A 24317-nucleotide genomic window follows, 5' to 3' on the forward strand; every position below is an offset into this window, starting at 1 on the left:
GTCCTTCAGTGACAGGCACATCTTGTTCAGCGCGTACCCCTGCCGGCTCGCACGCAGGTCGAGCAGGTAGTCGTCACGGGCCTTCGTCATCGCCACTCCCTTCCGTTCCCGGCTAGAACACCACAGTGGTGGAGCCGTCCCGGACGACGCGGTCGTCGCAGTGCCACGCCACCGCGCGGGAGAGCACGAGCCGTTCGACGTCCGCTCCCTTGCGCTGCAGCTCGGGGACCGGGTCCCGGTGCGACACGCGGATCACGTCCTGCTCGATGATCGGCCCCTCGTCGAGGTCTTCGGTGACGTAGTGCGCGGTCGCGCCGACGAGCTTCACCCCGCGCTCCTTCGCCCGCTGGTACGGCCCGGCGCCGACGAACGCCGGCAGGAACGAATGGTGGATGTTGATCACCGGCACGCCGACCTCGGCGAGGAAACCGGCGGACAGGATCTGCATGTAGCGCGCCAGCACCACCACGTCGACGTTGCCCTTGAGCAGGTTGAGCTGTTCTTTCTCGGCGGCGGCCTTGTCCCCCTTGCCCACCGGCACGTGGAAGAACGGGATGTCGAAGCCGCGGACGTCGTCACCCAGGTCGGGGTGGTTCGACACCACCATCGGCACCGTCATGTGCACCTCGCCGCGGCGCTGGCGCCACAGCAGGTCCAGCAGGCAGTGGTCCGCTTTGGACACCATGATCGCGGCCCGCTTGCGCCGCCGCGCCTCCACCAGCCGGAACTCGAGCCCCAGCTGCTCACCCAGGCGCGTTTCCAGCGTCGCGTTCAGGCCGGCCAGCCGCGAGGGCAGCTCCGCCAGGTGGAACACCGTGCGCTGGAAGAACCGGCCGCCGGACGGATCGCTGGTCGACTGGTCGAGCGAGACGATGTTGGCGCCCTCGTCCGTCAGCACCCCCGACACGGTCGCCACGATCCCCGGCCGGTCGGCGCCCTGCACGATCAGGCGCCCGTAGTCCTCGTGGGTGGGCCCGGTCACGCGCGGCCGTCCGTTTCCGCGATCCGGGCGAGCAGTTCCTGCCGCCACGCCTCGGTCTTCGCGAGCTCGTTGAACGTGAAGACGTGCAGCCCGTGCACGTTGCCGCCGCGCGGCGCCTCGGCGGCGAGCTGCCGGGCGAGTTTCGTCGGTTCGTAGGCACGCGGCAGCAGCAACCGCCACATCAGGTTCTGCTGCTTGCGCAGGAACCGCGCCGACTGTCCCAGCCCGATCCCGGCCGAGATCCGCACGAGCTTCTGGCGGTTCACCGGACCGGGCAGTCCGATGTGGACCGGCAGGTCGATCCCGGAGGCGGCGAGGCCCGCGGACCACGCGCCGGTGACCGCCGCGTCGAAGCAGATCTGGGTGATCACGCGGGTCGCGAGCGGAGCCTTCTGCCGCAACGCCCGCTCGAGCGCGGGGGCCGGGATCTTCGGATGGCCTTCCGGATAGCCGCCGATCCCGACGTCGGTGAACGGGTGGCCCAGGTCCTCCATCGCCCGCAGCAGGGCGTACGCGTCGGCGAACTCGCCCGCCGGCTTCGGCGCGTCGCCCCCGATGACGAACACCGACCGCGCCCCGGCCGCACGCAGGCGGGCCACCACGTCGGCCACGTGGGCGCGGTCGGTGAACTGCCGCGCCGGCAGGTGCGGAGCGACCTGGTAACCGTGCCGCAGCAGGCGTTCGGTCAGGTCCAAGGTGGTGTCGATGCCCTTCGCCTCGGTGACGGTGACCGTCAACGGGACGGCGGTGGGCACGTGTTCGAGCACAGCCGATTCCGTGCCGCGGAACGGCATCACCTCGTAGCTCATGGTCCGCACCAGGTCGGCCAGATCCGGCCGCCGGCGCCCCGAGCCCGCCACCTCCTGCTGGATCGTCATGCGCTGCCCTCGTCTCCTCGTCCCGCAAGCGCTGCCTGCCGGCCACCAGTAGAACGGAACGGCGGTCGGTTTTCGTCCGGCAGGGAGACCGAGTTCACCGCGACAAATGACGGGGCCGCCCGCCCCGCCCGATCCGCCCAGGACGAATGACGTAGCCGAGACCGGCCTGCCGGACCTCACGCTCGGGGCCCCCGCGGCCTACCGTCCAACGGGGCAGCCCAGGACCGGCGAGTGGTCCTCGGCCCTCCGGTGGCGTGCGACCGCCGCCGGGACCCGGACACCCGTCGCACGAGAACGGACCGCACATGAGCGCGAAAAGCCTGCAGGACGTGGTCGATCAGGCGGGGAACACGGTGGACCTGCTCCGCAATTCCCAGCTCGGCGCCTACATCTACCCGGTCGTCCCGGCCGAGTTCACCAACTTCCGCCGCGAGGTGCTCGCCTGGCGGTCCACGGCCGTGCTGTTCGACCAGACCCACCACATGGTCAACCTCTTCCTCTCCGGTCCCGACGCGCTGAAGCTGATCTCCGACACCGGCATCAACAGCGTCGCGAAGTTCCCGGTCGACTCGGCCAAGCAGTTCGTCCCCGTCTCGCCCGACGGCGGGGTGATCGGCGACGGCATCCTGTTCCGGCTGGCCGAAGAGGAGTTCGTGTTCGTCGGCCGCGCCCCGGTGGCCAACTGGCTCACCTTCCACGCCGGCCAGGGCTACGACGTCGAGCTGAAGCTGGACCAGCGCTCGCCTTCGCGGCCGTACGGCAAGCCGGTGACGCGGGACCTGTGGCGCTTCCAGATCCAGGGCCCGAACGCCTGGCCCGTGATCGAGAAGGTCCACGGCGGCCCGGTGGAGCAGGTCCGGTTCTTCCGCATGGGACACCTGAACGTCGCCGGCCGGCAGGTCCGGACCCTGCGGCACGGCATGGCGGGCGCGCCCGGCCTGGAGCTGTGGGGCCCGTACGAGACCTACGACGAGGTGCGCGAAACCATCCTGGACGCCGGCCGTGAGTTCGGGCTCGAGCCGGCCGGGGCGCGCGCGTACTCGTGCAACACGCTGGAGTCCGGCTGGATCCCGTCGCCGTTGCCCGCGATCTACACCGGCGAGCGGCTGCGCCCGTACCGCGAATGGCTCGGCGCCGGAAGTTACGAGGCGACCAACGCGCTGGCCGGCAGCTTCGTGTCCGACCGGATCGAGGACTACTACCTCAACCCCTGGGAGCTCGGCTACGGCTCGTTCGTCAAGTTCGACCACGACTTCGTCGGCCGCGACGCGCTCGCGGCGATCGACCCGGAGAGCCAGCGGCGCAAGGTCACCCTCGCGTGGAACGCCGAAGACGTGGGCACCCTGCTCGCCTCACCCGTCGACCCGGACGGTCCCGGCTACCAGTTCTTCGACCTGCCCAACGCCAACTACGGCTCGTCGAACTTCGACTCGGTGCTCGACGCCGACGGCAACCGGATCGGGTTGTCGCTGTTCACCGGCTACAGCGCGAACGAGCGCGCCGCCCTGTCGCTGGCCACGGTCAACCCGGACGTGCCGCTCGGCGCGGAGGTCCGCGTGGTCTGGGGCGAGCCGGACGGCGGGTCGCGCAAGACCACCGTGCAGCCGCACGAGCAGTTCTCCGTCCGGGCCATCGTCAGTCCCGCGCCGTACTCGGCGATGGCGCGCGAGAGCTATCACCCCGGCTGGCGCTCCGCCGTCACGGTCTGAACCCGCCGTGCGCACACCGCGCCCCCGCGGCGGGACCGGGCTTTCGCCACACTGCCCGCCGCGGGCCGGCCGTAGTACGGTGGCCGGGGCCGTCGCCCTCCCCGGGCCGGTCCGTACCGCACGTGACCGCCCGGTGGTGATCAGACGTGGCCCGACGGGGTGTCGGCTCGCTCGCGAACATCGACCTGAACCTGCTCGTCATCCTGCGGGAACTGCTGCGCGAGCAGAACGTGACCCGGGCGGCCCAGCGGGTCGGGGTGACCCAGCCCGCCGCCAGCGCCGCGCTGGGGCGGCTGCGCCGGCACTTCGGCGACGAACTGCTCGAACGCACTCGCACCGGGTTCGTGCTCTCCCCGCTCGGGGAGAAGCTGGCGGCCGAGATCGAACCGGTGTACCTGAGTCTCGAACGGCTCTTTTCGCCCGAACCGGAATTCCACCCTGAAGACACCGAGCGTGAATTCACCATTCTGACCAACGACTACGTGCTCGCCGCGTTCGGCGAACAGCTGTCGCGCACGCTCCACGCGGCGGCGCCACACGCACGGCTGAGCGTCAAGGTGGCCAAAGGAGAGCTGCCGGCGGACCTGCCGGAAACGCTGCGCGGAATCGACGCGATCATTTCCGCCCCGAAATCCGCGTTCAAGGTCGACGAAATCCACGGGCGGGAATTGTTCCGCGACCACTGGTCGTGCGTCGTGGCCGCGGACAACCCGGTGGGCGGGCGGCCCCGGCTCGCGGACCTCGAACGGATGCCGTGGGTGATCCCCAACCACCCCGACGACGGGTACCCGGCGAGCTCACCGCTCGCGCCCGTGCTCGCCGAGCTGAGCACGCAGCCCCAGGTCGCCGTGCGGGTGGACAGTTACCAGGCCACGCCGTACTTCGTGGCGGGCACGGACCGGGTCGCGGTGATGCAGCACCGGCTCGCCGCCCAGTTCGCCGACCGCGGCGATCTGCGGATCCTGCCCTACCCCGGCGATCCACCCCCGATCGTCGAGATCCTCTGGTGGCACCGCAAGAACACCGACGAACGCACGCACACGTGGCTGCGCACTGTGCTTTCCACGGCCGCGGACGGCCTTCGTGAGCCCGAACGGGGTATTCACGGCGGTTATGCGGCGGGTTCAGACGATTTATTACCGAACCCCGCTCCGTGAGCCACATACTGGCAATCTGCGAAACACGGTGAAGCACACTGGCCCGAGCACACAAAGGAGTGTGCCTTGTCGAATTCAACGACGAGCAGACCGATCATCGACGTACTCCCCCTGATCGAGAACCAGAAAGTGGGGAAGTTCTGGACCGCGCTCTTCTCCGTATCCTGGCTGGTCGCGTTTCTGGACGGCTTCGACCTGCAAGTCATCTCTTTCGCGGGCCGCTATCTGAAACAATCGTTCGACCTGACCAACACCGAGCTCGGCACGCTGGGCACCGTGGGGGTCGTCGGGACCCTGCTGGGCGGGATCGTCATCGGCTACCTGGGCGACCGGATCGGCCGCAAGCCCGCCATCGTCGTGTCGGTTGCCGGGTTCGGGATCTTCATGGTCCTGGTCGCCTTCGCGCAGAACTACCCCCAGCTGGTGCTGCTGCGCCTGGTCACCGGGCTGTTCGTCGGTGGCGCGCTCCCGCCGGTGTGGGCACTGGTCAGCGAGTTCGCCCCGATCCGGCTGCGGTCGACGTCCGTGGTGATCGTGATGGTCGGCTACAGCATCGGCAGCGCGTCGGGCGGTCCGCTGTCGAACCTGCTGATCCCGCGCTTCGGCTGGCAGTCCGTGTTCCTCGTCGGTGGCGCGGCGTCACTTCTCGTGCTCGCGGCGGTGGTGCCGGCGTTGCCGGAGTCGGTCAAGTTCATGGCGCAGAAGGGCCTCGCCCCGGACCGGATCAAGCGCACCCTGCTGCGCGTGCGGCCCGGGCTGTCGCTGCCGGACGACGCGACCTACGTCGTCGGGACCGACGTCGTCGAGCGCAAGCAGTTCACCCCGGTGGCCCTGTTCCGCGGGCGGCTGGCCGTGCTCACCACACTGGTGTGGGCGTCCTACTTCTGCTCGGCCACGGTCGTGTTCTACCTGACGTTCTGGGGCCCGATCCTCAACGAGCAGATCGGCTTCAGCGTGTCGGCGGCCGCCACCCTCGCCGCGGGAACCTCCGCGGCGGGTGCACTGGGACAGGTCCTGATCGGCCGCTTCATCGACCGCCGCGGGGCCGGGACCATCGCGATCATGCCGCTGCTCGCGGTGCCGTGCCTGCTCGTGATCGGGTTCGTCCACCTCTCGGCCCTGGCGTATGTGTTCGTGCTGCTGCTGTCGAACGTGTTCATCATCGGCGGTCACGGCGGGGTGATCGGGATTTCGGGCATCTTCTACCGCCCCGCGATCCGGGCCAACGGCGCCGGCTGGGCGACCTCGGTGTCCAAGCTCGGTGCGATGCTCGGCCCGTGGCTCGCCGGGGTGCTCCTGGACCACGGCCTCAGTGCCCAGGGCACCTTCTTCGTGTTCGCCGTGTTCCCCGTCGTGATGATGACCGCGCTCCTGGTGCTGGGCCGCTTCCAGCGCCGGCTCCCGGCCACCGCGGACGGTTCGCTGAGTCCCGTGACCGCGGCCGCCGACGGCGCCACGGACGTGACCAGGCCCCCGCGCGAGGAGACCACCGCGGCCGGCTGAACCACCGGACACCGTGGCCGACGGAGGGCTTCCCGCGCACCCGGGAAGCCCTCCGTCGCGACGCGGAATTCCTTTCTCGGCACGGAAATCCCGGCACCCGAGGTCACCCGGGTGGCGGAGTCAGCCCCTCCCGGATCGCCAGCAGCGCCGCCTGCGTGCGGGACGAGAGCTGCAGCTTGCTCAGGACGTTGCTGACGTGCGTGCGCGCGGTGCGCTCGCTGATCACCAGCGTGTCCGCGATGTCCCGGTTGGCGAAGCCCCGTGCCACGAGCACCAGGATCTCCCGCTCGCGCGCGGTCAGCGCCGAGAGCCCGACCCGGGGCGCGGCCATCCGCCGGGTGAGCTGCTTGGCCACGGCCGAGTCGAGGTGGACCTCACCGGCCGCGGCGGCGCGGATGGCCGTGGCGACCTCCTCGGGCTCGGCATCCTTGAGCAGGTAGCCCGCGGCTCCCGCGGCGAGCGCGGTGTGCACGCGTTCGGCCTCGCCGAAGCTGGTCAGGACCACGACCTTCACCTCCGGGTGCTCGGCGAGGATCCGCTTGGTCGCCTCCGCGCCGTCCATCCGGGGCATCTGCAGGTCCATCAGCACCACGTGGGGCAATGGCCGCTCCAGCGTCCGCCATTCGCGCAGCAGCTCGATCGCCTCCTCCCCGTCCCCCGCCTCGCCGATCACTTCGAGAGCCGGTTCGATCTCGACGAACGCGCGCAGCCCGCGCCGCACCACCACGTGGTCGTCGACGAGCACGATCCGGATCACTTCGGGGCTCATCCGGTCGCCTCTTCCCACACCCGCCGCAGCGGCACCGCCGCCCGCACCGTCCAGCCCCCGCCGGGGCCCGGCCCCGCCGCGAACCGCCCACCCCAGCGCTCGGTGCGCTCGCGCATGGACACCAGGCCCAGCTGTTCGCGGTTGCCGAGGGGCTCTCCGCCACCGGCGCCGTCGTCCCGGATCCGCACGACGAGGTCGCCGGCCTCGACGCGGAGACCGACCTCGACGGTTGACGCCCGGGCGTGCTTCACGACGTTGTGCACCGCCTCGCAGACGATCCGGTACAGGTCCTCCTGCACGTCGAGCGCGCCGGTCATCCGCAGCTCGTCGGCCGTGACCACGTCGATGACCAGCCCGGTCCGAACGCGCACGCTCTCGGCGTGCGCGCGCACGGCGGCGACGAGGCCGTGTTCGGCGAGGTCCAGCGGCCGCAGCTCGAACACCAGCAGCCGCAGGTCGGAGAGTGCGCTGGCGGACAGCTCGGCGAGCTCCTCGGCGATCGGGCGGATGTGCTCGAGCTCGGCGTCGCGGCCGTCGAGCCGGCGGCGCAGCGCCTTCGCCTGCATGCGCATCGAGAAGAGCTGCTGGACCACCGAGTCGTGCAGATCGCGAGCAAGCCGGCGGCGTTCGTCCGACTGCACGCGCGTGCGGGTCTGGGCCAGCAACGACGCCGTGTCGATCGCGACGGCGGCGTGGTCGGCCATCGCCTGCAGGAATGCGAGCGAGCCCGCGCCCGGGTCCTCTCCGGCGCGGTAGTAGGCGTTGATCACGCCGACGGTGCGGGCGCGGACCACCATGGGCATCGCGACGAAGCCGTCCCAGTCCGGCCGGTTCATGATCTCGTGCAGCGGCGCCCACGCCGGGTCGGCCATGATCGCGGCCTTGCGGTGCGGCTGCACCACCGGCTCGCGGCCGACGAACGCGTCGAAGAACCGCACGTGCGCCCCGAGCCGCCGGCACGCGCTGAGGCGGTCGACGAAATCCTCGGCCGGACCGAATCCCGCCATGCCGAGGATGCGCAGATCGGCGGCCGGGTCGTCGAGCGCCAGGATCTGCACGGCGACGATGTTGGCCGTCATCACCATCTCGCGGGCCACCGCGTCGAGGGTGGCCCGCAGCGAGAACGCCCCGGCCACGCTGGACGCGGCTCGCGCGATCGCGGTGAGCCGCTCCTGCTGACGCCGGACATCCGTGCGGTCGCTGAACCAGACCGCCTGCCCGCCGCCGGACAGCGGCGACAACCGGTACTCGAGATCCAGGACCCGTCCGCCCGGCACCGGCCAGCGCACGAGCTGCCGGCCACCGTCCGGCGCCACTGCGCCGGGGTCCGCCGAGCCGGGCGCCACGGGGTCGGGCGCGAACGGTGCCGGCTCGCCGATCAGGTCGGCCGCGGCCGAACCGAGCAGGGCCGCGGCCGAGTCGTTGAGGGCGGCGAACCGCCCCGCGGCGTCGAGCACGGCGAGCCCGTCGGCGGACACCGAAACAAGGGCGTGCAGATCTTCCGGCGACAGTTCCGGTCTGGTTCCGCTCGGACTCCGTTGCCCTGGCATGGCCCCATTATGCGGTGCCGCAGGGCAAATCACGCCGACGGCCGCACCGATGCGGCGGACCGGTCTTCCGTCGACGTCGCGCGCCGGACGCTGAGCCCGACCGCGGCCACCAGGCTCACCAGCGACAGCGCGGCGACGTACAGCGCGACGGCGGTCGACGATCCGCTCGCCCCGAACAGCGCGGTCGCGACGAGCGGCGTGACCGCGCCGCCGACCATCCCGCCGAGCTGGTAGGCGATCGAAATCCCGCTGTAGCGCACTCGCACGTCGAAGATCTCCGTGAACAGCCCGCCCTGGGCCCCGGCCATGATGCCCTGGACGAGCGCGGCGACGGCGAAGGAGACGAACGCCGGGCCCGCGGCGCCGGTGTCCACCAGCAGGAACATCGGCACCGGCCACAGCACGGCGGTCACCGCGCCGAGCACGTACACCCGCCGGGAGCCGAACCGGTCGCTCGCGAGGGCGGCCAGCACGATCGCCCCGATCCAGATCGCCGTCGAGGCCAGGATCAGCCAGAGCAGGGTGGTCCGGTCGAACCCGACCACGGTCGTCCCGTAGGTGAGCATGTAGACGGTCACGGTGTAGCCGATCGCGGGCGGAGCGATCGAGGCCAGGCTCGCCAGGACCAGCGTCACCGGCTGCCGGCGGACCAGCTCGGCGAACGGCGCCCGGTTCGTGGCCCGCTCCCGCTTGGCCTTCGTGAACTCCGGCGCGTCCCGCAGCCGGCTGCGCACCAGGAGCCCGCCCACCACGAGGAAAACGCTGAGCAGGAACGGGATCCGCCAGCCCCAGGCCAGGAAGTCGGCGTCGGACAGCCCGGACACGGCCAGGAAGGCGAGGTTGGACGTGAGGACCCCGACCGGCACGCCGAACTGCGCGAAGCTGCCGTAGACCGCGCGGCGGCGCGGGCCGGCGTGCTCCGAGGCGATGAGGACCGCGCCGCCCCATTCCCCGCCGACCCCGAAGCCCTGCAGCACCCGCAGGAGGACGAGCAGCAGCGGCGCACCGACGCCGATCGCGGCGTAGGTCGGCAGGACGCCGATGAGCGTGGTCGTGCCGCCCGTCAGCAGCAGCGTGAGCACGAGCATCGACCGGCGCCCGATCCGGTCGCCGAAGTGCCCGATCACCGCGCCGCCAAGGGGGCGGGCGACGAAGCCGACCGCGAACGTCGCCAACGCCGCGAGCGTGCCCGCGGCGGAGGAGAACTTCGGGTAGAACACCGATCCGAACGCCAGTGCCGCGGCGGTCCCGAAAATGTAGTAGTCGTACCACTCGATCGACGTGCCGACGAGGCTCGCGGCGACGAGGGTCTTCTTCGACGGACGCGTCGACGGTGCTGGTTCGGCCATGGATCCGTACTCCTCGCGGGCGGTTCGGCCCGTGCGGCACACCGGACGAACCGGACCGCACGTCCCACCGAGGAAAGCAGAGAACGGCGTGCCGGGCACGGCCGCGACGGCTCATCCGGCCTACGTCTTTTGTCGCGGTGCCACTGATCGAGAATGTCCTTTGAGGACAGTCACACCGCGCGGCCGGCTACGCCGAACGAGTGCGTATTCACGCCGTTGATATCGCGTATCCCGACTTTCTGCTTCCGCCGGACGCGGCGGGCTCCTTACAGTCCGAACCGTGAAGATAGTCGTTTCGCGACTCGACGAGTTCCCGCCGGGCGAGCGCCGGATCGTGCAGGCGGGTCGCAGGTCGATCGGCGTGTTCCGGGTCGGTGACCGCTTCTACGCGATCAACAACCACTGTCCGCACATGGGCGGGCCGCTGTGCCTCGGCCGCACCAAGCCGTGGGTCAGCTCCGCCGCGCCGGGCGAGTACGCGATGGCCGAGGAGGAGGCCCTCCTCGCCTGCCCGTGGCACGGCTGGGAGTACGACCTCGAGACCGGCCAGTCGTTCCTCGGCCCCGGTGAGCCGCCGGCCCGCACGTACACGGTGTCCGTGGAGCCTCGCGTCGGGGAAGGCACCGTCGCGCCCGATCAGGTCTCGGCTCCCGAGCCCGGCGCCAAGGGCGGGCGCCGCCCCGGCCCGTACGTCACCGAGACCTACCCCGTCCGCGTCGAGGACGCCTACGTGGTGGTCGAGACCAGCCCACACCCGGCGGCCAGGCCGGGCCCAGTCGGAGGTGCGTCATGACAAGCACGCTGCCCACCGGTGCGTCGTCGCCGGGCGCCGCGGCCACGCGGGCCGGATACCCGATCGTCGACACCGACATCCATCCGAGCGCACCGGCCGCGGAGATCCGGGCCCGGTTGAGCGGAGCGCACCGGGAACGCTGGGAACTGTTCGGCGGCCGGGTGCCGAACCCGCCGGAGTTCTACCCGCGCGTGCGCAACGCCGGCTTCCGGCTCGACTCGTGGCCCGAGGCGGGCGGCATCCCCGGCAGCGACCTGGGCACGACGCAGGCGCAGCTGCTCGACGAGTTCGGCGTCGACCACGGAGTCCTGATCCCCTTGCAGGGACACACCTTCGGTGCCGAGGAACCGCGGTACTCCGCGGCTCTCTGCGGCGCGCTCAACGACTGGCTGGCCGAGGAGTGGCTCGCGCCCGAACCGCGGTTGCGCAGCTCGATCGCGATCCCGACCGAGTCCCCCGACCTCGCCGCCGACGAGATCGCACGGCGCGCCGGCGACCCGCGGTTCGTGCAGGTGCTCCTGCCCACCGGGGGCGAGACCGGGTTCGGCGCGCGCCGCTACTGGCCGATCTACCGGGCCGCGGCCGACGCGGGCCTCCCGGTCGCGGCGCACACCGGCGGGATCGAGCAGCACCGCGGCGCCGGGTGGCCGTCGTTCTACCTCGAAGAGCACGTCTGGAACGGCAACATGATGGCGGCGCTGGTCACGAACCTGCTGTGCGAAGGCGTCTTCGAGGAGTTCCCGTCGCTGCAGGTGATCTGCGTGGAGGGCGGGATCGTCTGGGCCGCGCCGCTGATGTGGGCGCTCGACGAGGCGTGGCCGCGGCTGCGCGCCGACGTGCCGCACCTGCGCAAGCCGCCTTCGGAGTATCTCCGCGAGCACCTCTGGTTCACCACGCAGCCCATCGAAGAGCCGGACGACCCACGCCACCTCGCCACCGCACTGGAGCACGTCGGGATGACCGATCGGATCATGTTCGCCTCGGACTACCCGCACTGGGACTTCGACTCCCCGCGGCTGGCACCGCGGCTGTTCCCGTCCGAGGCGCGGGAAAACATCATGGGGGCCAACGCCTGCCGGCTGTACGGGCTGCCGGCGCGAGCCACGGAGGGGACGCGATGAGCGTGTCCTCCGCCGGGATCGCGATCGGCACCGTCGACACGGACGTGCACTGCGCACCCGCGTCACTCGCCGAGCTGGCGCCGTTCCTCGACGAGTACTGGCGCGAGTACCTTGTGGACGGCGGGCAGACGCTGTCACCGTCGCAGGGCGGGGCCTACCCGCCGCTCGCACCCACCAGCGCCACGCCCGAAGCGCGGGCCGCGGGTCTCCTGCCCGCGACCGAGGTCGAGCAGGTGCGCTCCGCGGTGCTGGATGCGGAATCGCTCAAGCTCGCCGTGCTGAACTGCACCACGTCGTTCCACTGCAACCGCAACCCGTACTACGAGGCCGCACTGACCCGCGCGGTCAACGACTGGCTCGTCGAGAAGTGGCTGAGCCGCGACGACCGGCTGCGGGCGAGCATGGTCGTGCCCACCCTCGACACCGCGGCCGCGGTCGCCGAGATCGACCGCCTCGGCAGCCACCCGCAGATCGTGCAGGTGCTGCTGCCGGTGCGCACCGACGCGCCGTGGGGCAACACCCGCCACCGCCCGCTGCTCCGTGCCGCCGCCGAGCACGGTCTCGTCGTCGGCCTGCACGCGTGGGGGCGGCTCGGCCAGGCGCCGACCCCGAGCGGGCTCACCCACACCTACCTCGAGGACTACCTCGCCAACTCGCAGATCCTCGTGCAGGCGCAGGTCACCAGCCTGATCACCCAAGGCGCCTTCGCCGATCTGCCCGAGCTGCGGGTGACGTTGCTGGAATGCGGGTTCTCGTGGCTGCCGGCCCTGCTGTGGCGGTTCGACAAGGACTGGAAGGGCGTCTGGCGCGAAGTGCCGTGGCTGACCGGCAAACCTTCGGAGGTCGCGCGGCGGCACCTGCGGCTCACCACGGCGCCGGCGCACCTGCCGCAGGACCCGCTCCAGGTCAGGCAGGCGCTCGACCTCTTCGACGCGGGCACGATGCTGATGTACGCCAGCGACCACCCGCACGACCACGGCACCGGCGGGCAGCGGCTGCTGGCGGCGCTGACCGACGGCGAACGGGATCGGGTCCTGGCCGGCAACGCCGACGCCTGGTACTCGTTCGGCGCGTGATCCTCGAAGGTTTCGCGGACCGTTCCGTCTCCACGCCCGCGGGCGGCCGGGTCCACGTCCGCATCGCGGGCTCGGGTCCGCCCGTGGTCCTGCTGCACGGCTATCCGCAGACGTCCGCGATGTGGCACCTGGTCGCACCGGCGCTCGCGCGGGACCACACCGTCGTCCTGGCGGACCTGCCCGGATACGGCGACAGCGTCGCCCCACCCGGCGCCGGCGTCGCGGCGTTCGGGAAACGGGCGATGGCGGCGGCGGTGGTGGCGGCTCTCGGGTTCGCCCGCTTCGCGGTGGTCGGCCACGACCGCGGCGCCCGCTGCGCGTACCGGCTCGCCCTGGACCACCCCGCCGTGGTCACCGCGCTCGCCGTGCTGGACATCCTGCCCACAGCCGACGTCTTCGCCCGCGTCGACGCCGCGTTCGCGCGCTCGGCCTGGCACTGGTTTTTCCTGGCCCAGCCGGGCGATCTGCCCGAACGCCTCATCACCGCCGACCCCGACGCCTTCTTCCTGCGCGGAAGCGAGCACCTCTTCGCTCCCGAAGCACTCGCCGCGTACCGCGCCGCCTACCACCGGCGCGACGTCGTGCACGCCGTGTGCCAGGACTACCGGGCCGGCGCCACGGTGGACGTCGCCGACGACGAGGCCGACCGAGGCCGGCGCTTCATCACCTGCCCCACCCTCGTTCTCTGGGGCCGCCACGGCCCGCTCGGCCGCGAGCCCGCCGTGCTCCCGACGTGGCGCGCCTGGTCCCCCACCGCCGACGGCCACGCTCTCGACTGCGGGCACTACCTCGCCGAGGAGCGCCCCGCCGAGACCCTCACGGCGCTGCGGACCCTGCTGCGGCCGTGACCGCCACTGGTGCGGGTCCCGGTGGGTACCGATTTCGCGACCGTCGCGGGGTTCCGCCAGGTCGGCGGGACCCCGCGACGGGGCACGGCGGGAGGTGGCGAGAACGGGTCACCGCCGACGTGGGCCTACTCCCCCGATTCCTCCGCCGGCTTGACCGTGCGGCCCAGGGTCGCCGCGGCGAGCAGCGCGGCGACGACGGCCGCGATACCGCTGATGAGGTAGCCGAGCGAGTAGCCGTGCCCGAGAGCATCCACGGCCAGCCGGACCGCCGCGGCTTGGGGCGCGGCCGGCGGGGCCGAATTCACCGCCAGCGGACCGCCCGCCTTCGCCACGGCCGCGGCGGCCGCTTTGGCGTGCTCGGGCAGCGCGCTGGCCGCGAGCGACGTGGTGAAGTCCCCCGCCGCCCGGCTCAGCGCCACCGCGCTGATCACGGCCGGGCCCAGGGTGAACCCGAAGTCCCGCAGCAGGCTGGTCGCGCCGCTCGCCATGCCCGCGAGCCGCACCGGCACCGTGTTGACCGCCACCGCGCTGATCGACGTCACCGTCAGCGCGAACCCCAGCCCCACCGCCAGCAGGGGCCCCACCAGCGAGCCCAGGCTCCGGTCCGTGATGGGCACCGTCGAGGCCCAGAGATCGCCGACGCCGGTCAGCAGCAAGCCGCCGCTGAGGATCCAGCGCGGGCTGACGTGCTCGATCAGCCGGGAGGTCAGCGGGGCGACCACGAGCGTCACCCCGTTGAGGACCACGAACGCGGCCGCGGCGAGCAGCGGGCTCTGGTGCTGGACCGGACCGAGCCGGATGCTGGTGCTGTAGGCCGTGGCCACGAAGCTGAACATGCCGACCACGGTCACGAACGCCGACACCGTGAACGCCCGGTTGCGGAACACGTCGAGCCGCAGCAACGGGGCCGGCGACCGCAGTTCGACGACCACGAACAGCGCCAGGAACACCGCCGCGATCACGAACGCCACCACCACGGCCGTGCTGCCCCAGCCGTCCGTACCGCCCTGGATGACCGCGTACAGCAGCGCGAACAACCCGATCGCGATCGTGATCTGGCCCGGCCAGTCGAGCGAGCGGCCTTCGGGCGCCCGCGAGTCCGTCGCGAACAGGCTCACGACGCCGCTCAGCGCGGACAGCACGATCACGACGACGAACGCCCACTTCCACGATCCGTTGTCGGCGGAGATCCCGGAGATCACCGGGGCCAGTGCGGCCCCCGCGGCCAGCGATGCCGCCCACAGCGTGACACCGCGCGCTCGTTCGTGGCCGGTGCGGGTCCCGATGGCGACCACGGCCAGCGAGGTGGGGAACAGGGCGGCCGCGCCGAGCCCCGCGATCGCCCGGCCGGTCCACAGCTGGCCCGTGCCGGCGGCGGTGGCCGTCACGAGGTGCCCGGCGATGAGCGCCACGGCACCCAGCACCAGGAGCCGTTTGCGGCCGAACTTGTCGCCCAGCACGCCGAACGTGAGGGCGAGCGCGGTGACCGGGAGCAGGGAGGCGTCGGTGATCCAGGCGATCTCGCTGCCGTCGGCGTGCAGCCGGCTCTGGAAGAGTCCGTTGAGGACGGTCGGCATGGCGATGGTGATCTCGGCGACGCACACGGCCAGGCAGGCCGCGAACAACGTCGCGAAGCCGAGTTTCGCGTCAGGTCTTGACTTCGGAACGGCGACCACGCTGGCGCCGTCGGTTTCGTAGGTCGAGGAACTCATCTCCGCTGTCCTTTCAGCGTCGGTCCCAGGATCAGGAAGTGGGGAGCCGGTCGAGCAGCTCAGCGAACTTGGCCGCGACCCGGTCGCGCAGCTCGGGTGAGGCCTCCGCGACGGCGGGGAACTCGCGGCCGAACGGACGGACCGCGGTGATCAGCGCGCGCGAGTTCGTGGTGGTCGCGCGGTCGAGGCGCGGATCGAGGGGGCCGCTCCACGTGCCGCGGATCAGGTCGATGTCCTGAGCCGGATCGCAGCGCGTGGACATGGCCCACAGCACGTCGAAGGTGTTGGTGGGGTCGATGTCGTCGTCGACGACGACCACGAAACGGCCGAGGTACGAGCTGGACTGGCACGAGGCGGCCAGCAGCGCGGCTTGCTTGGCGTGCCCCGCGTAGGCCTGCTTGATCGAGACGACGGTGAACATCCGGGCCGCGCCGGCCTCGTGACACCACACGCCCCGGACCCCGGACAGGCCCGCCCGCTCGATCTCGTCCCACACCATGCCGGCCTTCATCACGCACTTGCTGTAGGAGAAGTTCGACGGCGGGCGGATCGGCGACGCGACCGTGAGGATCGGGTTGTCCCGGTGGTAGACCCGGCGAACGCGCACCACCGGTTGCTCGCTGCGGCCGCCGGCGTAGTAGCCGGTGAACTCGCCGAACGGCCCTTCGGGCGCCGTCTCGCCGGGGTGCAGCTCACCTTCGATCACGAACTCCGCCGCGGCGGGCATCGGCAGTCCGTACAGTTCGGAACGGACCACCTCGATCGGGGCGCCCCGGTGCCCGCCCGCGTAGTCGTATTCGGACAGTCCCCAGCGCAGCTCGTTGCCGGAAGCGAGGAACAGCAACGGGTCGTGGCCGCACGAGATCAGCACCGGGCACGGCTTGCCCTGGGCGAAGTACTTCTCCCGGATCTGCCGGCCCTGCTTGCCCGGCGAGATCCACAACCCGGTCCGGTCCGGGCCCTGGACCATCGACCGGTAGGTGCCGATGTTGACCCAGCCGTCGTCGGGATCCTGCATGATGACCAGGTCGTCGGTGCCGAGGTAGCGCCCGCCGTCCAGCTCGTGCAGCCGCGGCGCCGGGATCGCGGTCAGGTCGATCTCGCCCTCGCGCAGGATGTTCTCCAGCACCGGACCACTGTCCACTTCGGACGGCGGAATCGGCTGGTGGGTCTGCATCCGTTCCCGGTAGGAGTTCACCGCGTCCAACGGGTGGTCCGGCCGCGGAAAGCCCATCGTCAACGCCAGCCGCTGCGCGGAGTTGGTCGCGCCGGAGAGCACGCGGAACCCCTTGCCGTCACCGGTGAGCTTCTCGAACAACAGTGCCGGTGCGCCCTCGCCGCCGCGATGGGCGACCAGCTCGATCAACGTGCCCAGCTCCAGGTCCGGATCGGCCTCCGGGACGCGGACGAGCTGGCCGAGCTTGTCGATCCGGTCGACCAGCTCGCGCAAGTCCTCGTGGGGTTTGGGATAGTCGTTGTACACGCCTCACTCCTTTTGGGCACGACGGTAGGCTGAAGCCGTCCGGTCCCGGAATCTTGCCGTCGGACAATTCTTCTGTGCGGGACGGCGCGATTCACCTCGGAGGTGGCCCGCCGCGACGGGGAAAAATTCCCACGAAGTCCACAGTAGACCGGCGCAGAACCCGCGCCGGAGTCTTCTCTCGTTCCCCCGCAGGGGTCAGAACCAGCGCGGAAGCGCCGGCAACTCGCCGCTTTCCGTGACCACACCGGCGGTTCCGCGGCCGGTCACCCAGCGCACGAGATCCGGCATATCACCCGAAACGGTCGTGCCGCCCTCCCCCAGGACGATCGGCGCCCGGCCCGTGGGGGCGAGCACCAGGTGCACCGGCTCCTGCCGCCGGCGCCATCCCCGCAGCACATCGGCGAGCAGCGCGTCGAGCAGATCGCCGGGGAACTCCCGGGTGGTCGCACCGTTGGCCAGGTCGAGGGCGTGCACCCACACCTCGCGGGTGCGCATCCACGCCGTCTCCCGGACCGGCACCAGCCGGCCCAGCGCGGTCCGGACCTCCGCGTCCCAGGAGGTGTCCGGCAGGTCGCGCCACTCGGTGTCGAGGTGCGCGGCGGCGTGGGCGACCAGGCTCCGCAACGCGCGGGCCGGCAGGGTGGCCCCCGAGTGGATCTCCTCCTGCCGTTGCTCCGCCGAGGCGTACATCGGGGTCTCGGCGCCGGTCCGCGCCCAGGTGAGCAGCCGGGTCAGAGCCCGGGCGTTGTAGCCCACGTGGGCGAGGACGTGCCGGCGGGACCAGCCCGGCAGCAGGCTGGGCTCGTCGAGCTCGGCGTCGGACAGTTCACCGAGCTTGCGCGCGAAGTACGCCGTGCCGCGCCGGGCCCAGAGCAGTTCGTGAGCGGGCGCGTGCGGCGAGTCGTAGCGGGCGCCGGGCCCCTGCCGTTCGCGCAGAGCCGCGCGCGCCGCGTCCTCGGAAGTGACGCTCATGCGCCGGCCGCGGCTCGTTCCGGCCCGCCGCTCACCTTTTCCGCCACCGCGACGTTGACCAGCTCACCGATCCCGTCGATGCGCGTGGTCAGCGTCTGGCCCGGTGCGAGGTAACGCTGGGGCTTGCGCGCGTGCCCCACGCCGCCGGGGGTGCCGGTGGCGATGACGTCACCCGGCTGCAAGGTGACGATCGTGGAGATGTAGCGCACGAGTTCCCCGGCGTCGAACACGAGGTCGTCGAGCGGGGTCTGCTGCAGCTGTTCGCCGTCGACGGACGTGACGAGCCGGGCGCCGGCGGGCAGTTCGTCGGGCGTCACGAGCACCGGCCCGAGTGGCGTGCTGTTCTCCCACGTCTTGCCCTGGAGCCACTGGGCCGTGCGGTACTGGTAGTCGCGCATGGTGACGTCGTTGAGCACCGAGTAGCCGGCGATGGCCGCCACCGCTTCGTCGGCCGAGGCCCGGCGCACGCTCGTGCCGATGACGACGGCGAGCTCACCTTCCCAGTCGACCCGGTCGGACTCCGGCGGCAGCAGGATCTCGTCGCGCGGCCCGACCAGAGCTTCGGGGTACTTGGCGAACAACGTGGGGAACTCGGGGAGCTCGCGGCCCATCTCGAGGATGTGGTTGCGGTAGTTCAGCCCCACACAGACGATCTTGCCGGGCCGCGGCACGACCGGCGCGAGATCGGCGGTGCCGAAGTCGTGCCGCGCACCGTCCGCGGTGGCGGCCCGGTCCAGACCACCCGCCTGCAGGAGGGCGCCGACGTCGGCGAACCCGGTCTCGATCGCCGTCGTGCCGTCAACCCGTACGGCGGCGGTCGTCCCGCCGATCCGGATCGTCGCCAGTCTCATCGCTCTTCTCCTTCGACGTGGGTGCGGTGGAAGTGCAGGCGTTCCATGATCGGAGCGTCCGAGAAGCGGAAGAGGTCGAACGCGCTCTCGGCGCGCAGGGACCAGGGCACCCAGGAGGGCACGACGAACAGGTCGCCCTTGTCCAGCCGGTGCTCGACGCCGTCCAGGACCACCTCGCCGCGGCCCTCGAACACCTGGAACACACTGGACCCGACCTCGCGCCGCGCCCGGGTCTCGACGCCCGCGCGCAAGCGGTGGAACTCGGCGCGGATCGTCGGCATGACGTCGCCGCCGGTGGTCGGGTTGACGTAGCGCACCGCGGCGTGGCCCGGCCCGGCGGTCGCGGGCTGACCTTCGTCCTCGAGCAGGAGCTGCTCGGTCAGCGCCGCGTCGGTGTGCGCCCAGCGGTAGGCGGCGATCGGCGAGGACACCGTGTCCTGCAGTCCGGAAAGCGGACGCAGGCCCGGGTGCCCCCACAACCGCTCGCTGCGGGAGAAGTTCGGGGTCGCGTCGTCGGTGACCCGGTCCGCGCCGAACTCGAAGAAGCCGACGTCGGCGTAGTGGGTGAACGGGATGTCCAGGCCGTCGATCCAGGCCATCGGCTGGTCGGTTTCGTTGTGGTGGCCGTGAAAACGCCAGCCGGGGGTGAGCAGGAAATCACCGCGGGACATGCGCACCGGGTCACCGTCCACGACCGTCCACACGCCCTCGCCCTCCACGACGAAGCGGAACGCGTTCTGGGAGTGCCGGTGCTCGGGCGCCACCTCCTTCGGGCCGAGGTACTGGATCGCCGCCCACAGCGTCGGGCTCGCGTAGGCGAGACCCGGCAGGCCGGGATTGGCCAGCGCGATCGCGCGGCGCTCACCGCCGCGCCCGACCGGCACCAGCTCCCCGGCGCGCTGCGCCAGGGGGTAGAGCGTCGACCACCGCCACACGTGCGGCACGGCCTTCGGTTTCGGGTGCATCGGCATGAGGTCGTCGATCTGCGTCCACAGTGGAATGAGGTGCTCGGACTCGAAGTCCCGGTACAGCTCCGTCAGCTCCGGACTGTCCCCACTGGTCATCTCGTTCGCGGCCGGGCCACGGCCGATCACCTGCTCCGTCTCCGGGGACATGCGCACTCCTCTGGCGTTCGGCGGTCTTCCCGGAGCGTAGGCAGAGCCTTCCGGACAACGCAAAGGCGACGTATGGTTTTTCTGTGGAGCGGAATTCCGGCCCGTATCGAATCGAAGCGGTGGACCGGGCGCTGACGCTGCTGACCCTGCTGTCCGAACACGGCCGCATCACGGTGACCGAGGCGAGCCGGGAACTGGGTGTGGCACCGTCGAGCGCGCACCGGCTGCTGTCGACGCTGTGCGAGCGCGGATTCGCGGTGCGCGGCGACAAGCGGCAGTACCGGCCCGGGCCGGAGCTGCTCGCCCTGGCCACCCCCGGCTGGGCGCCGCCGCTGGCCGACCGCGTCCGGCCGTACCTCGAGCGCCTGCACGCGGACGTCGGCGAGACCGTGCACCTCATGGTCCGCGCCGCGGCCGAGGTCCGGTTCGTCGACGGCATCGAGAGCCACCACCCGCTGCGGGTGGGCCTGCGGACCGGCGCGCGAATGCCGGCGTACCGCACGTCCGGCGGCAAAGCGATGCTGGCCGACCTCGACGCGGCGGAGGTCACCGCGTTGCACGCGGCGGGGCTACCCGCTTGGCCCGGCGAGAAGATTCACGACGTCGCGGCACTGCACCGAGAGCTCGATGCGGTCCGCCGCAACCACTTCGGACTCAACCAGGACGAAAGCGAGCCCGGCGTCACGGCGATCGGCGCGTCGATCGGGGTCATCGACGGTCAGCCGGCCGCACTGGCGGTCGCCGTGCCGACGGCGAGGTTCGCCTCGGCGGGCCCGGAGGCGATGGCCGCGCACCTGCTCCGGACCTGCGGCGACGTCCGGGAGGCGCTGAGCGTCCGAGCCCGGTGACGCGTCACAGATCGGCCGAGGCCTGCCGGCACTGTTCCTCGATGGCCTTGGCGAGTTCCGGGATCCGGGACCGCGGGCACCGCGGGCTCGGCAACGCGACGGCGAACGCCGCGAGCGCCCGGCCGCTGCCGTCCCGCACGCAGGCACCGATCGCGACGATGCCGCGGTCGCTCTCGCCGTAGTTGGTCGCGTACCCGCGGCGGCGGATCCCGGTCAGCTGCTGCAACAGGGCCGCCCGGTTCACGGTGCCGCTGCCCGGCAGGGCGGGCAGGTCCCGCGGGTACAACGCGGTGAACTGCTCCTTCGACAGCTCGGCCAGCAACGCCTTGCCGCCCGAGGTGACGTGGGCGGGCAGCAGCATCCCGGTCCTGGCCCCGACCCGGAGGATCTGCGTGCTCTCCACGCAGTCGAGGAACCGGGTGCCGTTGCCCTCCAGCACCATCAGGTGGCAGGTCTCCCCCAGTGCCTGGCTCAGCTCCGCCAGGTGGATGTGCAGCGCCGCGCGCAGATCCAGCGGTGACGGCCCGGGCCGCACCATCCGCTCGAACGCCGGCCCCGGCCGGTACACCTTGTGCGAGTCCTGCACCGCGAACCCGCGGTGCCGCAACGTGATCAGCAACCGGTGCGCGGTGGACCGGGCGACACCCAGCTCGTCGGACGCCTCGCTCACGCGAAGCCGCCCGCGCTGGGCCAGCAGTTCCAGCAGCCGAAGCACGTTGTCGGCCGATTCAACCAGGTACCCCGACTCGTCCCGCATAGCAGAATTCTACAACCCACAGATTCCGGTGGATGGGCGCGCGAACTTAAAGTCCAGGCACAGCCCTCAAGGAGGAGGTCGTATTGTCCGCCGCCACCATCGACATCCGCACGGAACTGCGGACCGCTCCGCTCCGGCCCTTCCACTGGTTGCTGGTCTTGCTCGTCGCGCTGGCGACCCTGTTCGACGGTTACGACACCTTCATCCCGTCGTACATGATCCACTTCGTGGTGAAGCCCTGGCATCTGTCCGGCGGGGCAACCGGTTTCCTGGTGTCGTCCGCGTTGATCGGGTTCGCCGTCGGCTCGCTGGTCCACGGCGTCGTCGCCGACCGGATCGGCCGCCGTCCCACCCTGATCGCCGGCCTGCTGATCGCCGGGGTGTTCAGCGTGCTGACGGGCCTCGTCGGCACGACGTTCCCGGCGTTCGTCACGCTGCGCGCGGTGACCGGGCTGGGCCTGGGCGTGCTGCTGCCGCTGGGCACGGCGTACGTGAACGAATACCTGCCCGAGCGGGTGCACAACCGGCTCACCGTGCTCGGCGGCACCGGCTTCGCCCTCGGCGGCGTGCTGGCCGCGGTCCTCGGCGTCGCGCTCACCGAGGGCGGCCACTGGGAGTCGCTGTTCTACGTGGGCGGTGCCGCCGCGGTGCTGGGCGTGATCTACCTCGCCGTGTTCCCCGAATCCGTGGAATTCCTGGTGGCCAAGGGAAAACAGGAACAGGCGGTGCGCTTGCTGTCCCGGCTGCGACCCGAGCGTGCTCAGTCCTACCGCGAACTCGGGCTGTCCGTCGACCGGCAACCCCGGGACTGGCGGCTCGTGCTCGCGCCCCGCTTCCGGACGCGAACGGTGGCGCTGTGGGTGTCTTCTTTCCTGCTGCTCTTCGGCGTCTACGGGCTGTCCACCTGGACACCGCAGCTCATGATCGCGCGCGGCGAGACCTTCGCGACCGGGTACGCCTTCGGCGCCGTGCTGCAAGGGATGTCCATTGTGGGCGCCCTGCTCGGCGGCCTCGTCGCCGACCGCTACCTCGGCGCCAGGCGCAGCCTGATGCTCTGGTGCGGCCTGGGCGCGGTGGCCACGCTCGTCGTCGCCGCCGGCGGCTCGACGGCGGTGAACATCGTCGCGATCGGGTTCGCGGGGTTGTTCATCATCGGTGGCCAGTTCCTGCTCAACAACATCTGCGCGGCCACCTACCCGGTTCAGGCCCGTGCGACCGGCGAGGGCGCGATGCTCGGCGTCGGCCGGGTCGGCGGCATCCTCGGCCCGTCGATCGGCGGCGCGTTGCTCAGCGCGTTCGGCGGCAGCGCCGTGCTGTTCGTCGCGGTCGCGGTGGCCGCCGTGCTCGCCGTGGTCAGTACGTCCTTTGTGCTCGTTCGAAATCACGCACCCCGCCGGGTCGCCCCGGCGGCACCCAGAGAAGAAATGGAGCACTGATGTCCGAAGTCGTCATCATCGGTGGAGGCATCGGCGGCCTTACCCTGGCCCTCGAACTGCACGCCGCCGGCGTCGACTGCACGGTCCACGAAGCGGTCGACGAGCTCTCGGCCGTCGGTGTCGGGATCAACCTGCTGCCGCACGCCACCCGGGAACTGACCCGGCTCGGTCTGGCGGACGAGCTGTCCGCCGTCGCGATCGAAACCGAGAGCTCGCTCTACTTCAACCGGTTCGGCCAGCGCATCTACACCGAGCCGACCGGACGGACCGCGGGCTACGCGTGGCCCCAGTTCTCCATCCACCGCGGCGACCTGCACGACATCCTGGTGCGCGCGGTCCGCGACCGGCTCGGCCCCGACCGGCTGCTCACCGGCCGGCGCTGCGTGGCGGTCTCGCAGGACGCCACCGGGGCCACGGCGGAGTTCGAGCAGGGCAGCGTGCGCGGCGCCGTCGTCGTGGGCTGCGACGGCGTGAACTCCGTCGTCCGCCGGCAACTGCACCCGGACGCCGGCGGCACGGTGTACTCGGGTTACAACATGTGGCGCGGGGTCACCCCATGGCCCGCCATCCTCGGCGGCGCCAGCATGATCCGCGCCGGCTGGCTCGCCACCGGGAAGCTCGTCGTCTACCCGATCCGCGACCACGTCGACGCCGAGGGCCGCCAGCTCGTCAACTGGGTGGTGGAGATCGAAACGCCGCAGCACGCCGACCGCGACTGGAACCGCACCGGGCGGCTCGAGGACTTCCTGCCCGCCTTCGCCGATTGGCACTTCGACTGGCTGGACGTGCCGGCCCTCCTGTCCTCGTCCACGACGATCCTGGAATACCCCATGGTCGACCAGGAACCACTGCCCCGGTGGGGCACCGGCCGCATCACCCTCCTCGGCGACGCGGCACACCCCATGGTCCCCAGGGGCTCCAACGGCGCCGGCCAGTCCATTTTGGACGCCCGCAAGCTGGCCACCGAGCTCGGCGCGACCGACGACGTGGTCGCCGCCCTGTCCGCCTACGAGGCCGAACGCATCCCGGCCACCGCCGCCGTGGTCCGCGCCAACCGCACCACCCCACCCGACGCCATCCTGCGCGAGGTCTACGAACGCACCGGCGACCGCCCCTTCGACCGGCTCGAGGACGTCGTCGACCCCCGGCAGCTGGAGGCGATCCTCAGCAGGTACAAGGAGATCGCCGGGTACTCGCTGACCTCACTGTCAGCCCGGCCCTGACCAGGACGGGCGCCCACGAACGCCGGGCGGCTCCTGGCGCCCGGCGTTCGCGGTCGGTGCGGACTCCGCGGTCGGCGCAGCTCTCCGCCACTAAGGGATGTCTCGTAACCCGGTGTGGGTCTGGTTGCCTGGATAGTTGATCATGTTGTGGTGCAGGTGATCTCGGCGTCGCGGTCGGAGTGGCT

Annotated in this window: 21 protein-coding genes; 10 read left to right on the forward strand and 11 right to left on the reverse strand. The window is 71.5% G+C overall.

Features of this window, described 5'->3' with window-relative positions; genetic code table 11:
• Positions 1-112: 112 nt before the first annotated feature.
• Both purU and ACFY1H_RS26230 read right to left on the reverse strand, forming a co-directional pair.
• Positions 113-982 (reverse strand): formyltetrahydrofolate deformylase, encoded by an 870-nt coding sequence (purU, locus tag ACFY1H_RS26225; RefSeq protein WP_366589967.1) that lies wholly within the window; start codon positions 980-982, stop codon positions 113-115.
• Positions 979-1860, reverse strand: a complete 882-nt coding sequence (locus tag ACFY1H_RS26230; RefSeq protein WP_386950455.1) for a methylenetetrahydrofolate reductase — start codon at positions 1858-1860, stop codon at positions 979-981. Before ACFY1H_RS26230 ends, purU begins: the two co-directional genes overlap by 4 nt.
• Positions 1861-2165: 305 nt before the next feature.
• Here ACFY1H_RS26230 and ACFY1H_RS26235 point away from each other — a divergent pair, with 305 nt between their 5' ends.
• From ACFY1H_RS26235 to ACFY1H_RS26245, 3 genes are all read left to right on the forward strand, one after another.
• Positions 2166-3569: an aminomethyl transferase family protein gene (locus tag ACFY1H_RS26235; RefSeq protein ID WP_386950458.1), complete on the forward strand. Its 1404-nt coding sequence runs from the start codon at positions 2166-2168 to the stop codon at positions 3567-3569.
• 146 nt (positions 3570-3715) lie between these two features.
• A complete protein-coding gene (locus ACFY1H_RS26240) occupies positions 3716-4726 on the forward strand; it encodes a LysR family transcriptional regulator (RefSeq protein WP_386950461.1) in 1011 nt (336 codons plus the stop codon).
• A gap of 66 nt (positions 4727-4792) precedes the next feature.
• Complete coding sequence (locus tag ACFY1H_RS26245) at positions 4793-6229, forward strand: MFS transporter (RefSeq protein WP_386950464.1); 1437 nt, start codon at positions 4793-4795, stop codon at positions 6227-6229.
• A 103-nt stretch (positions 6230-6332) separates the two neighbouring features.
• On the opposite strand, the gene ACFY1H_RS26250 is transcribed toward ACFY1H_RS26245, so the two are convergent.
• The 3 genes from ACFY1H_RS26250 to ACFY1H_RS26260 all read right to left on the reverse strand — a co-directional run bounded on the left by ACFY1H_RS26250 (position 6333) and on the right by ACFY1H_RS26260 (position 9897).
• Positions 6333-6998, reverse strand: a complete 666-nt coding sequence (locus ACFY1H_RS26250; RefSeq protein ID WP_386950467.1) for a response regulator — start codon at positions 6996-6998, stop codon at positions 6333-6335.
• Complete coding sequence (locus tag ACFY1H_RS26255) at positions 6995-8476, reverse strand: histidine kinase (RefSeq protein WP_386950470.1); 1482 nt, start codon at positions 8474-8476, stop codon at positions 6995-6997. The genes ACFY1H_RS26250 and ACFY1H_RS26255 overlap by 4 nt, the downstream gene beginning before the upstream one ends.
• A 101-nt stretch (positions 8477-8577) precedes the next feature.
• Positions 8578-9897, reverse strand: a complete 1320-nt coding sequence (locus ACFY1H_RS26260; protein WP_366589949.1) for an MFS transporter — start codon at positions 9895-9897, stop codon at positions 8578-8580.
• Between the two features lie 280 nt (positions 9898-10177).
• Between ACFY1H_RS26260 and ACFY1H_RS26265 the strand changes: the two genes are divergently transcribed.
• From ACFY1H_RS26265 to ACFY1H_RS26280, 4 genes are read left to right on the forward strand one after another with little or no spacing between them, the layout of a single operon-like run.
• Positions 10178-10690 (forward strand): Rieske (2Fe-2S) protein, encoded by a 513-nt coding sequence (locus ACFY1H_RS26265; RefSeq protein ID WP_386950473.1) that lies wholly within the window; start codon positions 10178-10180, stop codon positions 10688-10690.
• Positions 10687-11811 (forward strand): amidohydrolase family protein, encoded by a 1125-nt coding sequence (locus ACFY1H_RS26270; protein WP_366589945.1) that lies wholly within the window; start codon positions 10687-10689, stop codon positions 11809-11811. Before ACFY1H_RS26265 ends, ACFY1H_RS26270 begins: the two co-directional genes overlap by 4 nt.
• Entirely contained in the window at positions 11808-12887 is a 1080-nt protein-coding gene (locus tag ACFY1H_RS26275) for an amidohydrolase family protein (RefSeq protein ID WP_386950477.1), read from the forward strand. Before ACFY1H_RS26270 ends, ACFY1H_RS26275 begins: the two co-directional genes overlap by 4 nt.
• Positions 12884-13735 (forward strand): alpha/beta fold hydrolase, encoded by an 852-nt coding sequence (locus ACFY1H_RS26280; protein ID WP_386950480.1) that lies wholly within the window; start codon positions 12884-12886, stop codon positions 13733-13735. Before ACFY1H_RS26275 ends, ACFY1H_RS26280 begins: the two co-directional genes overlap by 4 nt.
• 125 nt (positions 13736-13860) lie before the next feature.
• Here ACFY1H_RS26280 and ACFY1H_RS26285 read toward each other — a convergent pair whose 3' ends face one another.
• The 5 genes from ACFY1H_RS26285 to ACFY1H_RS26305 all read right to left on the reverse strand — a co-directional run bounded on the left by ACFY1H_RS26285 (position 13861) and on the right by ACFY1H_RS26305 (position 19817).
• Positions 13861-15447, reverse strand: a complete 1587-nt coding sequence (locus ACFY1H_RS26285) for an MFS transporter (protein ID WP_366589938.1) — start codon at positions 15445-15447, stop codon at positions 13861-13863.
• Positions 15448-15478: 31 nt separating this feature from the next.
• The gene (locus tag ACFY1H_RS26290; protein ID WP_366589936.1) at positions 15479-16930 is read right to left on the reverse strand and encodes a UbiD family decarboxylase; all 1452 of its coding nucleotides are present in this window, start codon (positions 16928-16930) and stop codon (positions 15479-15481) included.
• 195 nt (positions 16931-17125) lie between these two features.
• Entirely contained in the window at positions 17126-17902 is a 777-nt protein-coding gene (locus tag ACFY1H_RS26295; RefSeq protein WP_386950484.1) for a maleylpyruvate isomerase family mycothiol-dependent enzyme, read from the reverse strand.
• On the reverse strand, positions 17899-18753 hold the full coding sequence (locus ACFY1H_RS26300) for a fumarylacetoacetate hydrolase family protein (RefSeq protein WP_386950487.1): 855 nt from the start codon (positions 18751-18753) through the stop codon (positions 17899-17901). The genes ACFY1H_RS26295 and ACFY1H_RS26300 overlap by 4 nt, the downstream gene beginning before the upstream one ends.
• Positions 18750-19817, reverse strand: a complete 1068-nt coding sequence (locus ACFY1H_RS26305) for a cupin domain-containing protein (protein WP_386950547.1) — start codon at positions 19815-19817, stop codon at positions 18750-18752. Before ACFY1H_RS26305 ends, ACFY1H_RS26300 begins: the two co-directional genes overlap by 4 nt.
• Positions 19818-19987: 170 nt before the next feature.
• Here ACFY1H_RS26305 and ACFY1H_RS26310 point away from each other — a divergent pair, with 170 nt between their 5' ends.
• The gene (locus tag ACFY1H_RS26310; protein ID WP_386950490.1) at positions 19988-20716 is read left to right on the forward strand and encodes an IclR family transcriptional regulator; all 729 of its coding nucleotides are present in this window, start codon (positions 19988-19990) and stop codon (positions 20714-20716) included.
• 4 nt (positions 20717-20720) lie between these two features.
• Here ACFY1H_RS26310 and ACFY1H_RS26315 read toward each other — a convergent pair whose 3' ends face one another.
• On the reverse strand, positions 20721-21473 hold the full coding sequence (locus tag ACFY1H_RS26315) for an IclR family transcriptional regulator (protein ID WP_366589927.1): 753 nt from the start codon (positions 21471-21473) through the stop codon (positions 20721-20723).
• 83 nt (positions 21474-21556) lie between these two features.
• Between ACFY1H_RS26315 and ACFY1H_RS26320 the strand changes: the two genes are divergently transcribed.
• Together ACFY1H_RS26320 and ACFY1H_RS26325 are read left to right on the forward strand one after the other, a co-directional pair.
• On the forward strand, positions 21557-22909 hold the full coding sequence (locus tag ACFY1H_RS26320; protein WP_386950495.1) for an MFS transporter: 1353 nt from the start codon (positions 21557-21559) through the stop codon (positions 22907-22909).
• Positions 22909-24132, forward strand: coding sequence for a flavin-dependent oxidoreductase (locus ACFY1H_RS26325; protein WP_386950498.1), 1224 nt, complete (start codon positions 22909-22911; stop codon positions 24130-24132). Before ACFY1H_RS26320 ends, ACFY1H_RS26325 begins: the two co-directional genes overlap by 1 nt.
• Positions 24133-24317 lie beyond the last annotated feature (185 nt).

It is taken from the genome of Amycolatopsis sp. NPDC001319 (assembly GCF_042896185.1).
Taxonomy (GTDB): Bacteria; Actinomycetota; Actinomycetes; order Mycobacteriales; family Pseudonocardiaceae; genus Amycolatopsis.